Origin of the sequence: Vibrio sp. YT-17, from assembly GCF_033337375.1 — a bacterium.
GTDB classification, from domain to species: Bacteria; Pseudomonadota; Gammaproteobacteria; order Enterobacterales; family Vibrionaceae; genus Vibrio; species Vibrio alginolyticus.
In genome coordinates this window covers 65,558-79,329 of record NZ_JAWOQP010000011.1, presented here as the reverse complement: position 1 = coordinate 79,329, position 13,772 = coordinate 65,558, and the positions used below count along the sequence as shown (strand labels likewise).

The window sequence follows — 13,772 nt, the reverse complement described above, 5'->3', positions numbered from 1 at the left end:
TGCGTTAACTGCTGAGCTGCAATAGAGATGCCAAAATATGCTATTAGTTTATGTGATTGAATCTTATATGATATTTATGTTTGGAACTCATCATTCTCATATTGAGAACCAATATGGATTAGTGATCCGTTTCAATTTGATATTTTTGTAGCAATACGGGAATCACACTTTGCGCTGAGAAATCATCAATGATGGTTTGTCGAGCATTCTGGCGAATGAGTGATTGTTGCGCTTCACCAATCGACATCCAGTCATGAAGACATTTAGCAAGAGAGGGAATGTCTTCGACGATAAAACCATTTTTACCCGTTTGGATAATATCTGGAAGACGACCTACACGTAAGCTCATCACGGCAATGCCTCTCGACATGGCTTCAAGCGCCGCCATTGGAAGCCCCTCATAACGAGAAGAGATGATAAGTACACTGATATTTTCCCAAACACCTTCCATATCGGTTTGATGGCCGAGGAAAGTCACGTTTGAAGGGGCAGTTTGATTAAGCGACTCTTTTTCTGGGCCATCACCGTACACACTAAACTGTAATGTTGGACAGAGCCTCGCTACCTCAATAAATTGATCGGCGCCTTTTTCCTGACTCAATCGGCCGACAAAAGCGATCTCCTGATAGTTGAGTTGACTGTTGGGAATCGAAACAAAGTTATTCAGCAGTTCTGAAGAACAAAAAACTTTGCGCTGAATACTTGGACTGACAGCAAAGCAATGGTCAGATAGGCTGCCTGAGCTTCTATCAAGCCAATCGTATAGCCATAGTTTCCCTGAGGACGATTCACCAGCATGATAAGTTGAAATCAAACGAGGAAACGTACGGGTGAGCAGTTTGGCGCAGCGCGACAAAATCGACGCTTTATAACCATGGGAGTGAACCACTGAGGGTTGGTGATTGGCGACGGCGCTTGTTAGGTGTTTAATTTTTAAAGCTTTATTGGGCTCGCCAGACAAATAGTTTAAGTAACTCACAGGGATCGCGGCTTCTTTTGCCTTCTGTACAATCTGAGCGGCTGGTGAATACTCAGTGGTTAGCACAACTCGAGCTTTGTGTCCAAAGGCGATTAATCCCCGAGCTAGCTCGATAACGTGACTTTCAATGCCACCGAATAGACGGCTATCAAGCAAGATCCAAATTTCACCAATGGCAGGTTTATCAAGATTGTTCGAGATTAATTTCATCCGCTTCCCACGCTTGTTTTTTTCGGTAAACCGTAGATGGGCTTAACTCCAGCATGACAGCGGCGTTGAGGACGTTGCCATCACAGTACGCGATTGCGTTTTGAATTGCTTCACGCTCTACTTGCCACATAGGACGAATGGTTCCATCAGAGTTAAAGTACGGTGAGGTAGCAGCAGAGGACGGTGTACCAGGCAGCTCCGCTGCGGTAATCGACGGTTCGACCGCAGAAGGTGAAAGTTCCTCAGTATAAACAGGTGGTGGTGTGATTGGTGCAATGTTTGCTGACTCTTGAGCAACATGCGCAGGCGTCGTTGTTTTCGTCACTTTAGACTTTTTAGTAAGTTGAGCGGGTAGGTGGCTCACCGTGACTTTTTCGTCGTTATTAAGCACCACAATGTTACGTATGATGTTTTGTAGTTGCCTTACATTACCCGGCCATTCGTAATGCTTGATGATATGTTGAGCTTCGCTGTCGATTGTTGAGAATTTCTTTTTGTCCTGTTTGGCGTAAGTGGTCAAGAAGTGCTTGGCAAGCGTGACGATGTCACTTCCTCGTTCACGTAATGGGGGCATATCGATAGGTATAACGTGCACACGGTAGTATAAGTCTTCACGAAAACGACCTTCTTCTACTTCTGTTAATGGATCTCGGTTGGTGGCACAAATGATTCTCACATCCACTTTCATTTCTCGAGTGCCACCAAGAGGAGTGTAAGTGCCCGTTTGTAGAAAGCGGAGCAACTTCTTTTGCATCTCAAGTTCCATTTCACATAGCTCATCAAGAAAAAGCGTACCACCATGTGCCAGCGTCGCCGCACCTTTTCGATCTGTTGTTGCTCCAGTAAAGGCCCCTTTAACGTGACCAAAAATCTCACTTTCCATCAAATCTCGTGGAATAGCCCCACAGTTAATTGCAATAAAAGGCTTGTCTTTACGGTCACTCTGGCGGTGGACGGCTTCAGCACAAACTTCTTTACCTGTGCCGCTTTCTCCCACAATAAACACACTGGCAGAAGTTGGCGCAACAGCATCAATGGTCTTGTATACCGCCTGCATCGGGAGGCTTGAACCGATGAATCCGTGATAGTTGTGGCGATCAAACTTGGACTGAATATTTTCCACCAAATCTTCCAATTTGGCGCGTTTAAGGTGCAATGCAACTGACGTTTTTAGGCGATCAGCGTTTATGGGCTTTTCTAAGAAATCTTCCGCACCTTTTTGAATTAGATTAACGGCTAAGTCGACGCTGCCGTGCGCCGTAGCAATAATAACGGACGTAGGAATGTCATTCTGGTTGATCCAATCCAGCACGTCTTCGCCAGACATGTCGGGCAGTTTCAAATCGAGAATGATGAGCTGAGGTTTGCTTCTTTCAATAAATTGAATCGCTTCGCGACCTGTCTCGACATGAAAAATGTCATAAGGTTCGTCTTTCACATACTGCTTATAAAGTATGGCTAGTGAAGTAGAGTCCTCTACCAGTAACACCCTTGGTCTCATAGTCCCATCCCAACGTAGTTTGTTTCATTTTTTATGATTTTTGTCAGCACTACTATTTGGCGTTATGAGTGGTTTATTGCTCTCTAGTGCTGAAAATTCTCAATTTGAGAAAAGCGTTATTTAAGTATTAGCACAAGGTAGGAAATTTGCGAAAAATCCATACTTTTTAATTGATTAAGTTATGCCCAAATAACTTCAAGGTGTGTGGCTTGGCGAGGGTGACTGAATTTGGAGCCTAAATTTCTGAGATGATGTCGGCATCGCGCTTTATCAAACGCGATGCTTCGCTAGGGAGTAAGACACTGATACTACTCAAACCCTTGAGCTTTTCGCTTTTCTAACGCATCAAACGATTCATTGGCGAGTTGAGGAAGTGTTTCACAAAGCTCCAATGCTTTTGGTATTTTTCCTTCGACACAGTACTTCTCAATCATTCTTGCTTGTCTTGAAAGCGTTCGATTGCCTAGAGCGAGAGCAGAACTGCCCAGTGTGTGAACCTCGAACTCTAATGTTTGAAGGTCTTTTGTGCTTAATGCTTGCTCTATTTTCTCCATGCGATCGCGTGACTCTTCGACATAGTGATCAATCAAGGTAGGGATGATTTCGGCGCACGTATCTTTGATCATTTGCTGAAGAATATGCTCATCCACTAATTCTTGCTCGATAGTCAATGTATTATTTATCGTCATAATAGCGCTCCCTATAACATAAACAGTTCGCTTTTTTTAATTTGCTGAGACAGTTTTTCTTTCCACTTTTTTGGTAAGAAACGCAGCTTGGAAACTTGGCGGATTAACTCATCTTTCAGGCTTGGAGTGTGCTTCATGTTCAGTACAGAACCAATCAAGTTCGCATCGCTAGCATCGAGTATCTTTTTGGCTTGCTCGAGCTGGGTTGCAGTCGTAGAACCATAATGCGCTACTAACAAAGTAGCATCACATACGCCAGCAATCACTTGAGGCGCAATATTGCTTCGGTTGACACTGAGAAGTGGTGATGTATCTATCACGACGCGCTCGTACTGCGTTAACCATTGTGCAATGTTTCGTTTCAGCATTGTTGGGTCTCGGTACGCTAACTGAGTGCTGGCGAGAGATGGAGCTGGGAGGCCGACTAAAGTTTGATGTGTATTCTCTCGTGTGATCAAATGGCCAACCTTCTCGTCATCATCAAATTCGTGAACAGTGTGATAAGCGGGTTTGAATAAGTTAAGGTCTACATACAAAGTATTGTGGCCTGCTAAAACCAAGCGCTCTGCAAGAGATGACGCCACGGAAGTGACACCATCTTCAGATTTACAACCCACAACACAAATCGTTTTGTGGCCTTTCTGTTCACTCTGAAGATAAATTTGCTCAATCTCAGCGTGAGTTGCAGGAATAGTCATTACAACGCTCCTATTAACACGATGGTTGTGGTGATTTGTAAAATATCTCTTAATCCGGCCCTCGCTTTTTCAACAAAGCTTTCGTCTTTATGGGGAATGTAAATCGTGTCGCCTGCGCGAATGACTGGCAGCTCATAAATGTTGGCTGTTTTACTAAAGTTCACCAAATCAAATGTTCGGGCTTGGCCCTGGCAGCAAGACATATTGACCACACTGATCTTTTCAAGGTAGGCATTGTCAGTTGGTCCTCCTGCTTCCGCTAACAGATCAAGCACAGTCATGTTGTCATTGAATACGTATCGCCCTGGGTCTCTTACTTCACCTAATACGCGTACCGTGGACTCTTTTGAACGATCTAACCAGTTTTTGTTTTTTTCTGGAATGTAAATGGTATCACCAGGACGAACGTGGGGCAGAATTGATTCATCGCCTGTTTCAAAGTACATCGATAAATTCAATTTACTCACTTTGGCATAACCTAGGCCTCGGTGTGTGACACGGATGTTGTGAATATCTGCATCCATTGTCGGTCCATCGGCGGCAGACAAAATATCCAGAAAATGCATATCTTCAGTGAAACGATAGCGCCCAGGTGCATTGATTTGCCCGAAAACGTATATCGATGCGTCAGAGCTTTGGCTTACCCATTGCGATTTATTATCGGATGGGTCGTCAGGCAATGCATGTACCCTTACGACTGTACCAGCGGAAACTCGAGGTAGGCTTGATGTTGGTGAGCCATCCAGAATGTATTGGTCCAAGTCAAATTGTGTCATTTGACCGTTATTGGCGACTTCAATTTTGGTGGTATCAGCTCGTCGAGTTGGGCCTCCAACGTGTGCAAGCAGATCAATCAAATCCATTTCGTCTGACCACTCGATGCGTCCAGGGCGAACAACTTCTCCCATCACTGCGACCGCTCGACTAGGTGCTACTTTTAACCAAGACTTCTCGTTGAAATCGGTTTTCTCCGGCACGAAAATCGCGTCTCCCGGTCCAACATTTGGTGGTCTGGCTGAAGATAGTCCTTCTGTATGCGCGGTAAGATCGAATTTGATGACTTTGCCATCGGCTTTTATAACGCGAATTTGGCGAGATTCTGCGTAGCGAGTGGGCCCGCCAGCGTTGGCGAGGATATCCATGAAGCTAGCGCCTTGCTTGCCTTCGTATGCCCCAGGATGGGCGACTTCACCCATCACGTAAACCACATTTGCACCTGCTTTGATTTCTTCTTCCTGTTTTGGGACAAAGATGGTGGCACCTGGCAGGATCTCCGGCAGTAGGCTTTGGTCTCCAGTATCAAGGTACTTTTTCAGGTTAAACATGGTTGGGTTATTGTTTGTTATCACGCGAATTTGCTCAACACTGGCATATCGTGTCACGCCGCCAGCTCGCATTACGACATCAACTAGCGTGGTGTTTGGCTTGTATGAGAACGAGCCGGGTGCGTTGACTTCACCAAAGACTTTGATTGCACGAGCGGAATCTGCGCTGTCACCTGAATTCGCGAGTTTTGCTGCATCAAACTCTTGCTCAATATTCCCTACGAGTGGTGAAGCGGGGACAAATAAGACATCCAGTGATTCTAGTTTTGGCAGCTGGCTATTGTCCCCCGTATCAAGGAAGCGTTTGTAGTCAAATTCAATGTTTTTATTTCCACGTTTCACGATCATTTTATCAAGCTGAGCCCCTGCGCGCAGGCCTCCAGCTTCGTACACAAACATTTGAATGTTGGACCCAGAAGGTAAGGTATATTCACCGGGTTTGACCACGTAGCCTTGAACGGACACTAACAACTGTTGCTGTTTAATAAAAACTCGAGCGTTGTTAACGTCACGATACACGGTCTTTAGCCTGTCGATAATCACGTCTTGGAGTTGTTGTTCATTGTAGCCGGCCACTAATACAGGGCCGACTTCTGGTAAATTAATTCGTCCACGACGATCAACCTGAAACCCTTGGTTTAAAGACGCCTCTCCAGGTAAGTTAATCTGTATTAAATCACCGACCTTAACAGTATTGCTCTCATCCGCTATGGAAGAAGGTACCCACGCGACCAGACACAACAACATTAAGAGGATAAATGGTTTCATCGTGTTCATAGCGCGCCTCCTGCCGTTGGGTTGCGGTTTATTGAGGTATCGCTATCTGAATTAGGGCTAATAACCTCGATGCTTACTCGACGATTAGTTAAACGCACGGCGGATGTTTCACCTTCATAGAGTGGCAGGTTATCTCCGACAGATTTGGTAGTGACTCTCTCTGAAGTGATACCAAATACGGTTAGGTAACGCTTTACTTGTTCCGCACGCGCTTGAGCAAGTTTCTGGTTGTAATCGGGTGTTCCAGTTGCATCCGCATGCCCCGTTACTACAAGAGATAGGTTGGGGTGGTCACGTAAAATGTAGGCTGCTTCTGCCAAATGTCCCATGTACTTCGGGTTGATTTCTGCTGAATCGACAGCAAACTGGTTGTCGATATTAAGTAGTGCATAGATATCCGAGACTATGTTTAGGTCGCTACGTAGTGCTTCAATATCATCGGGCGGTGTGCAAGTTGTTTGGCTCAGTACGTAGTCGAGTTGTTGTTCGAGCTGGTTTAAGCGTCGACGCTGAATCACAAGGTCGTTGGCAGCGTCGAGTAAAAGCCCACCTTCTAACTCGCGCGCAATTCTATTTTGTTTTTCAAGGGCCTGAACAACTGCCGCAGGAAAACACCAGCGCGCTCCCTCTTGGATTAGTGCGTCTAGATGTAACTTGGTCAGTTGCCAATCAAACCTTAACCCATGTTCTGGACCTAAAGGCTCGTCAGGCATCACAGGGGAAAACTGATAATTCTCGATCGAGATATCTTGATAGCTTTCCGCCAAGCCACCTTTTCCGTGTTCTGGGTAGTCAAACGACGAACAACCAAACATGCCGACAACAAGACCGCTTACTGCATATCGTCGTATAAGATTTACCATGCCAACCTCCGTTTAAACCGGTATTTTTAGTGTCCTTTTGAGTTAACGGGAATGGCATGGTTGATACGAAGCAAGCTCATGATTTCTAAAGGTTGGCCTGATACGTTTTCAATACTCATGCTTCTTTCACGTTCAACTAGACGCTTATATAAGTAAACAATGGCACCAATCCCTGAAGAATCAAGAAATTGGACGTGCTGTAGGTTAATTTCGACTTCTTTGTGATGATTGTTGTGAATTACCTCATCAATGTGATGTTGTGCTTGTCGACAGCCGCTTGCGTCTAAGTCACCAAAAAACTCAATGGCTAACTTGTTTTGATTGATTTCTAGTTTGCGTAATTCCATGGCTCTGTCTCCGTTTGTTTTTCTAATTGAATATAGAGCAGGTAACGTGCCAATTTTAAATTGGCTAAAAATCAAAAGCTTAAATATTGTTAATGATGTTGTTCAATTTGAGAAAGGACTGATTCTCAAATTGAGAATCAAAAACGCACAGAGAAATGGTTTGCTTATAAGAGGTTTTGAGCCGAAAGAAGTCTTTAGAGCGGGGGATCTCGTCATGATTAGATTCCAACTCGATTGACGAACCATCCGCCTTACGTGAATAGCGTGTAACGACTAAATGCAAAACCTGTCTAAAGTTTATGATTATCTTTGCAAATTATTACTAATGTTGATTGTTATGAGTCGAAGAACAACTAGTAATAAATAGGTCATCGAGAGGACTTACGTTTCAATAAAGACGATTTTTTGTACAAGGTCTTCTTATGCCATTAAAAATGACATTAATTGCGCTGGCTGTTATGGCAGCGTCTTCACAGCTTCAAGCGGATACTTCTCTCGCACCACCAGTTTCTCTTGCACAAAGCTATCAGGATGGCATTGATGTGTCTGAATATTGGTATAGCGAAAAACTTGATGGTGTTCGCGCTTATTGGACTGGGCAACATCTCGTGACGAGAAATGGTAATCGAATCTACGCCCCAGATTGGTTTACAGGACCTTTGCCTGATTATCCGTTGGACGGTGAACTTTGGGCTGGGAGAGGTAACTTCCATCTTGTTCAGCAAACGGTATTAGATAAAACTCCTGTAGAGTCTGCTTGGCGACATATCGACTTTATGATCTTTGATATGCCATATTCCGCTGGTGATTATCGGAAGCGTTATTACAACATCAAAGCCTTAGTGCTTGAAGTCGACCAGCCTCATATCAAATATGTCGAGCACCGAGCCATTCAAAATGAAGCTCATCTGTTTACACAGTTGGATAAAATTTCAATATCCGACGGTGAAGGGGTGATGTTGCGGAAGGTATCAAGCCGCTATCAGGCTGGACGCGGTAGTGATTTGCTTAAACTAAAACGATACGCAGATGATGAAGCGTTAGTTGTGGGTTATAAGCCAGGAACAGGGCGCTTATTAGGTATGATGGGAGCAATGTTAGTTCGCTTACCAAATGGCATTGAGTTTTACATCGGTAGCGGATTTACCGATGAAGTGCGTCGCCAGCCTCCGAAAATTGGTTCAACCATTACATTTAGATATAACGGTTTTACACATACTGGTAAACCACGTTTTGCTCGATTCTTGCGTGAAAGGTTGAAGGAATAGAACGCTCTGCACTTACTAGTTGCCAACGGTTACGCCACATCGTTTGAAGAGACCCTGCCAAAACTGAACGTGGTTTAGGGTTTCTTGCCTAAATTTCCTATGTGCCTCAATGATGCCATACTGGTGACCATGGAGTTGCATACGGTTCTCCACCAAAGTGGCACCATCATTAAGTTGTTGATAGGTACTGTCTAAATAAGCCAAATAAGGTTGCACTTCTTCAACGTAAATGGATTGAAAGACATTTCTTAAGTAGCGGAACTGAGTGGTGTCTCTGTTCGGCCCGCACAATACATTGCTCTGGTTCTGCTCAAGTAGCTGAGTTGTCGCTTTTAACCAAAGGGATGTATTTACCATTGAATAGTAAAGTCGTCCGAGTAAACGAGATTTCTCTAACTCTTCTTGATATTGCGTAACTTCCACATCGGGTAGACGTGAGACCGCGCGGTGGGGTAAATCATACATTTCGCTGAAAATACGATAGACATCGTTAATGCGTGCAATATCATTCGTCGTGTCTTGAGATAGCCAATCAGAGGCAGTTAGTTGCTTTTGCATGGCATCACTTACGAGTAGTAAGTTGTCGAGATGAATGTCTAAATGTTGCCACTTGGTTGCGTAAAGCTCTGTCAATGTCGCGCGTTCTTCATCGCTAAGTGGAAATTCGGATAAACATCGATTCATGACTCTTAAAAGGGCAGTTTGATAATCAAAATCATGAAAGGCATCCTGCACCTTTCCAAGTTGTGAGTTTTTCTCGGCAAGTAAATTAAAGAGTCCGCACTGTCGTAATTGATAGCTCTCTAGCAGGCCAATAGATAGCCTTGGCAATGGCTCGAACAAAACGCGTTTCGCAGGAATCGTTACCGTAGACTGTAATGTTATTGGAATAGCAGGAGCTTCCAATACATTGGCTACACGTTGATGATACTTATCAAACATGGCGTTCTCTGGATTGAACCAGTTATCACAACCATTAAGAATCAAGATTAAGAACAATAAAATAGACCGCACAAATATCCTTTTTTATAACTTCGTATCCGTTGTCTAGAGAGCAAAATCAACCGCTTCATAATCTTGTTATAAGTATACTCAACCGTGTGATTATTCGATCAAAAAAGCCAGCGGAAGCTGGCTTTTTTTACTTTTTATTGAACTGAAAAGTTCAATTGCACTTCTGGCTCTTGGCGATGCATCCAACGCATTCTGACGCCTAACATAAAGGCCGCAGAAGATAGGCCGATGATAAAACCAAGCCAGAAGCCTTGTGCTCCCATTGGCTCGACAATCCAGTCTGTACGGCCAAGGACGTAACCAATTGGCAGCCCAAGAATCCAATAAGCAATAAAAGTACGGTTGAAGATAGCTCGCATGTCTTTATAGCCGCGTAATGCACCAGCTGCGATCACTTGAACCGCATCCGTACATTGATAAACAGCGGCAAATACGAGCAGGTGCATCGCTAGAGTGATTACCTCTGGGTTGCTAGTGTAAAGCTCGGCGATCCACTCACGAGACAATACGGTTAAAATCGCTGTGAGAACGGACAATGCTAGACCAACCATAATGCCGACTCGTGACGCTACGCGCGCGCCATCTACGTTTTCTTCACCAAGTCGATGGCCGACACGAATGCTTACTGCTGCACCAATACTCATTGGTAGCATAAATACCAACGAGGAGAAGTTAATCGCGACTTGATGCGCTGCCACAATGATAGGACCTAGTGGTGAAACGAGCAGTGCAACAACAGCAAACAGTGTCACTTCAAAAAACAGCGCTGCTGCAACAGGAAAGCCGAGCTTGAATAGACGAACTTGCGCTTTCCATTGTGGGCGATGCCATTCTCCAAATAGGTTGATGCTTTTCAACCGCTCTGATGTCATCACATACAGCAATAGCATGGCAAACATGACCCAGTAAACAATCGTGGTTGCTACACCACATCCAACACCGCCTAATTCAGGTGCACCAAACTTGCCGTACACGAAAATCCAGTTTAGAGGAATGTTGAGCAGCAAACCGATAAAGCCAATAACCATTGCCGGTTTCGTCAATGACATACCATCCGTAAAGCTTCTAAGCGTTTGGAAAAGTAAAAAAGCGGGTACTGCTAGTATAACGGCATGAATGTATCCCACCGTTTTTTCAGCCATCAGTGCTTCAACATCCATCAGCCCGAGAATAAACTGGGTTTGAAGCAGGACTGCAATTATCGGCACACTGATCAGCAATGCCAAAACGACGCCTTGCTGAATTTCAAACGGGATTTTCACTCTACGACCAGAGCCATTTAACTGTGCGACAACAGGGACCAATGCCATTAATAAACCCACCCCAAACAAAATGGATGGTAGCCAAATACTTGAAGCGACAGAAACCGCAGCCATGTCGGTGGCGCTAACGCCGCCAGCCATTACGGTATCAACAAACCCCATACCAGTTTGAGCGACAGATGCGATCAATACCGGGGTCGCCAATTTGATAAGACTTGATGCTTCTTCTTTATAGCGATGCACGAAAAATACTCCAGAGCGGAACAATAAGTTGAAAGAATGAGAGTACTCGAGGGCAAAAGATGTGGTGAACGGATCTGATGGTTGATTTTAGTCACGATAAGGTGAAAAAATGCCTCGGAGAAACTCCGCGCAAATGATAAACAATTGTATGTTTATATTCCATAGCTAGGTAGTGAATAGTCGATAACACTGACTGGACGCTCTCCAAGCTAAGGATACGCTTTTACTGAGAACAGCAGCGAATCATGGTAATGTTGAAGTATGCATGAGAACAAACCAGTGTTCATTAAGCCATGGCTTTATCGTCTGCGGTCTTTATTTCCGACCTGTAGCGCAGTGTATAGGGCTTAGTCTTCGACTACAGTTGGTATTAAATCAATAGGTAAAAAGAAATGTTTACAGGAATAGTTCAGGGTACGGCGAAGGTCGTTAAAATTGATAAAAAAGAACGCTTTCAAACGCACGTTGTCGAGTTAAGCGATGAACTTTGTAAAGGGTTAGAAATTGGTGCATCCGTTGCACACAACGGATGTTGTCTAACTGTGACTAAGATCGAAGGCAACCTTATCAGTTTTGATTTAATGCAAGCGACATTGGCTCTTACTAATTTAGGTCGGCTGGTGGAAGGGGATAGCGTAAACATTGAGCGCGCGGCTAAGTTTGGTGACGAAATAGGCGGGCATGGTATGTCTGGTCATATTAGTTTAACGGCAGATATTGTCGATATCATCGATACGCCCAATAACCGCACGATTTGGTTCCAACTGCCGCAAGAATCAATGAAATATGTATTAGCGAAAGGTTACATTGGTTTAGATGGCTGCTCGCTAACTATTGGTGAAGTTGAAGCGTGTCGTTTTTCGGTACACCTAATTCCAGAAACCTTGCAGCGAACGCTTTTCGGAGTGAGACAAGTAGGGGAGCGTGTTAATATTGAGTTTGATCCTCAGACTCAAGCAATTGTTGATACTGTTGAGCGCGTTCTTGCAGCAAAACAGCTTTAGAATGAGAAAAAGGAGCCTAGTGCTCCTTTTTCATTTAAGCGTTTTTATATTTCTGATGTTCACATGCTCGAGCTGTTATTCGTAATTGTCATCGATAAATAGTTCGACCTTATCTTGTAACTCATCCACTCGCATATTTAGGTGGATAGCGTGGCAACAAGCTGGGCAATCATCATAAAACTCTTGGTCACCATTACTTGCATCTAATGTAATGCCGATAGAGTGTCCGCAATGCGGGCACTTTACATACCTTTCGGTATAATTTTTCATACAACAACTCCTAATCTCGCAGGGCTTTTAAACACACTATTCATCAATGAAGTACAGCCCTTTACTTACTTTGCCTACAAGGAAAATAGGCACAATCCAAAGTTAAGTCTCCTTTGATATTAGGCAGAGTTGTTGCTAATTGAGTCGAAATAAGTACAAAACTTGACCCCAAACTCAACCTTGAGCTTAGGGTGATTTTCTGTAGTGATGTGCCTCGAGATTTTACATCTTGAAATATGCAGTGGCTTCCAAATTAATAAGAAATGATTTTATTAATAACCAGTTGAGCCTGTTCCAAGTAATGGCCGCCAAACAAATTACAATGGTTGAGAACATGGTAAAGGTTATAGATATCTTTACGTTCCTCATAGCTTGAAGAAAGTGGCATAACCGATTCGTAGCCTTGATAAAATTCTGGCTGAAATCCACCAAAAAGCTCTGTCATCGCAATATCACACTCCCTGTCCCCCCAATAGCACGCAGGATCGTAACAGATAGGACCGAATGCAGTGAGTGCCGCATTTCCATTCCATAAATCGCCATGCAACAAAGAAGGTTTCGGAGCATGGTTTGCTAGCCGCTGTTTTACGACGTCGATAAAGTTATCGATATCAACCAAGGTGACGCCTTTTTCTTTAAGGAGCTGTAATTGCCAACCTATGCGTTGCTCAGCAAAGAATACACACCATTTCTTGTGCCATTTGTTGGGCTGTAGAGTCGAACCGAGATAGTTGTCGGTATCAAAACCAAACTCTTTTTGCTCGCCCCACTGGTGTAGGTGAGCTAATTGCTGCCCAAATTTAAAGCTGTTGGGACCATCTTCTAATGGTTTCGTTGGAAGGTAGTTAAGAATTAGGAATGAGGCATTTTTGGTTTTACCAACCAATACCACCTCAGGTACAAATAGGGTTGATGTTTCACGCAAAAGATGCAGGCTTTCAGCTTCTACCTCAAATTTAGACAAAAACTCGCGATCGTTAATTTTCACAAAATAACGTTGCTCGCCATCATTGATCATGTAGCTTTCACTGATATCCCCACCAGACAGCCTTACTTTTTCCGTGATCTGGTAATCGAACAATAAAGTATCAGAAAGCTGTTGCGATATTGCTTGCCACATACAAAACCTCGCGAATCTATTTGACCACCAATAGTTTAGGATAAATAGCAGGGAGTTGGCGCTATGTTGAGCATACTTAGTAAAGAAACCTTCCTCTTAGTGTAGTCAATTTGTATAAATGTGAATCAAATCGCTTATAAGCCTCTGATTTGTTGGCTTAGCATATGGAGATGAACGTTTACAACAGGTATTATGATTTTTT

General features: G+C 43.8%; 13 protein-coding genes. 2 read left to right on the top strand and 11 right to left on the bottom strand.

Translation table 11 applies throughout. The features are described from left to right. Positions 1 to 118 precede the first annotated feature (118 nt). From R7F67_RS12555 to R7F67_RS12525, 7 genes are all read right to left on the bottom strand, one after another. The gene (locus R7F67_RS12555) at positions 119 to 1,189 is read right to left on the bottom strand and encodes a glycosyltransferase family 4 protein (RefSeq protein WP_017820658.1); all 1,071 of its coding nucleotides are present in this window, start codon (positions 1,187 to 1,189) and stop codon (positions 119 to 121) included. Beyond that, positions 1,164 to 2,690: a sigma-54-dependent transcriptional regulator gene (locus tag R7F67_RS12550; protein ID WP_031777249.1), complete on the bottom strand. Its 1,527-nt coding sequence runs from the start codon at positions 2,688 to 2,690 to the stop codon at positions 1,164 to 1,166. Before R7F67_RS12550 ends, R7F67_RS12555 begins: the two co-directional genes overlap by 26 nt. Positions 2,691 to 2,998: 308 nt before the next feature. Further along, complete coding sequence (locus R7F67_RS12545) at positions 2,999 to 3,379, bottom strand: Hpt domain-containing protein (RefSeq protein ID WP_005377636.1); 381 nt, start codon at positions 3,377 to 3,379, stop codon at positions 2,999 to 3,001. An 11-nt stretch (positions 3,380 to 3,390) separates the two neighbouring features. Next, a complete protein-coding gene (locus R7F67_RS12540; RefSeq protein ID WP_054730238.1) occupies positions 3,391 to 4,077 on the bottom strand; it encodes an AAA family ATPase in 687 nt (228 codons plus the stop codon). After that, positions 4,077 to 6,179 carry an SLBB domain-containing protein gene (locus tag R7F67_RS12535; RefSeq protein WP_064353904.1) on the bottom strand — a complete coding sequence of 701 codons (2,103 nt, stop codon included), beginning with the start codon at positions 6,177 to 6,179 and terminating at the stop codon, positions 4,077 to 4,079. The genes R7F67_RS12540 and R7F67_RS12535 overlap by 1 nt, the downstream gene beginning before the upstream one ends. Beyond that, a complete protein-coding gene (locus R7F67_RS12530; protein WP_005377631.1) occupies positions 6,176 to 7,042 on the bottom strand; it encodes an OmpA family protein in 867 nt (288 codons plus the stop codon). Before R7F67_RS12530 ends, R7F67_RS12535 begins: the two co-directional genes overlap by 4 nt. A 26-nt stretch (positions 7,043 to 7,068) precedes the next feature. Next, the gene (locus R7F67_RS12525) at positions 7,069 to 7,389 is read right to left on the bottom strand and encodes an STAS domain-containing protein (protein ID WP_005389573.1); all 321 of its coding nucleotides are present in this window, start codon (positions 7,387 to 7,389) and stop codon (positions 7,069 to 7,071) included. 422 nt (positions 7,390 to 7,811) lie between these two features. On the opposite strand from R7F67_RS12525, the gene R7F67_RS12520 reads away from it, so the two are divergent. After that, on the top strand, positions 7,812 to 8,657 hold the full coding sequence (locus R7F67_RS12520; RefSeq protein ID WP_005389571.1) for a DNA ligase: 846 nt from the start codon (positions 7,812 to 7,814) through the stop codon (positions 8,655 to 8,657). A gap of 15 nt (positions 8,658 to 8,672) precedes the next feature. Here the strand turns inward: R7F67_RS12520 and R7F67_RS12515 are convergent, their stop codons facing one another. Next, a complete protein-coding gene (locus tag R7F67_RS12515) occupies positions 8,673 to 9,671 on the bottom strand; it encodes a DUF3080 domain-containing protein (protein WP_258475709.1) in 999 nt (332 codons plus the stop codon). A gap of 134 nt (positions 9,672 to 9,805) precedes the next feature. Then, the gene (locus R7F67_RS12510; protein ID WP_005377626.1) at positions 9,806 to 11,176 is read right to left on the bottom strand and encodes an MATE family efflux transporter; all 1,371 of its coding nucleotides are present in this window, start codon (positions 11,174 to 11,176) and stop codon (positions 9,806 to 9,808) included. A gap of 392 nt (positions 11,177 to 11,568) precedes the next feature. Between R7F67_RS12510 and R7F67_RS12505 the strand changes: the two genes are divergently transcribed. Beyond that, positions 11,569 to 12,180, top strand: coding sequence for a riboflavin synthase (locus R7F67_RS12505; protein ID WP_054579486.1), 612 nt, complete (start codon positions 11,569 to 11,571; stop codon positions 12,178 to 12,180). A 75-nt stretch (positions 12,181 to 12,255) separates the two neighbouring features. Here the strand turns inward: R7F67_RS12505 and R7F67_RS12500 are convergent, their stop codons facing one another. Together R7F67_RS12500 and R7F67_RS12495 are read right to left on the bottom strand one after the other, a co-directional pair. Continuing rightward, positions 12,256 to 12,450 (bottom strand): CPXCG motif-containing cysteine-rich protein, encoded by a 195-nt coding sequence (locus R7F67_RS12500; RefSeq protein WP_017634925.1) that lies wholly within the window; start codon positions 12,448 to 12,450, stop codon positions 12,256 to 12,258. 253 nt (positions 12,451 to 12,703) lie between these two features. Then, a complete protein-coding gene (locus R7F67_RS12495) occupies positions 12,704 to 13,570 on the bottom strand; it encodes a fructosamine kinase family protein (protein WP_054579487.1) in 867 nt (288 codons plus the stop codon). Between the last annotated feature and the right edge of the window lie 202 nt (positions 13,571 to 13,772).

What these genes read in the sequence shown, in the direction of transcription:
- R7F67_RS12535 (WP_064353904.1), bottom strand. Translation starts at nt 6,179, where the DNA reads ATGAACACGATGAAACCATTTATCCTCTTAATGTTGTTGTGTCTGGTC.
- R7F67_RS12545 (WP_005377636.1), bottom strand. Translation starts at nt 3,379, where the DNA reads ATGACGATAAATAATACATTGACTATCGAGCAAGAATTAGTGGATGAG.
- R7F67_RS12540 (WP_054730238.1), bottom strand. Translation starts at nt 4,077, where the DNA reads ATGACTATTCCTGCAACTCACGCTGAGATTGAGCAAATTTATCTTCAG.
- R7F67_RS12550 (WP_031777249.1), bottom strand. Translation starts at nt 2,690, where the DNA reads ATGAGACCAAGGGTGTTACTGGTAGAGGACTCTACTTCACTAGCCATA.
- R7F67_RS12500 (WP_017634925.1), bottom strand. Translation starts at nt 12,450, where the DNA reads ATGAAAAATTATACCGAAAGGTATGTAAAGTGCCCGCATTGCGGACAC.
- R7F67_RS12495 (WP_054579487.1), bottom strand. Translation starts at nt 13,570, where the DNA reads ATGTGGCAAGCAATATCGCAACAGCTTTCTGATACTTTATTGTTCGAT.
- R7F67_RS12520 (WP_005389571.1), top strand. Translation starts at nt 7,812, where the DNA reads ATGCCATTAAAAATGACATTAATTGCGCTGGCTGTTATGGCAGCGTCT.
- R7F67_RS12525 (WP_005389573.1), bottom strand. Translation starts at nt 7,389, where the DNA reads ATGGAATTACGCAAACTAGAAATCAATCAAAACAAGTTAGCCATTGAG.
- R7F67_RS12555 (WP_017820658.1), bottom strand. Translation starts at nt 1,189, where the DNA reads ATGAAATTAATCTCGAACAATCTTGATAAACCTGCCATTGGTGAAATT.
- R7F67_RS12530 (WP_005377631.1), bottom strand. Translation starts at nt 7,042, where the DNA reads ATGGTAAATCTTATACGACGATATGCAGTAAGCGGTCTTGTTGTCGGC.
- R7F67_RS12505 (WP_054579486.1), top strand. Translation starts at nt 11,569, where the DNA reads ATGTTTACAGGAATAGTTCAGGGTACGGCGAAGGTCGTTAAAATTGAT.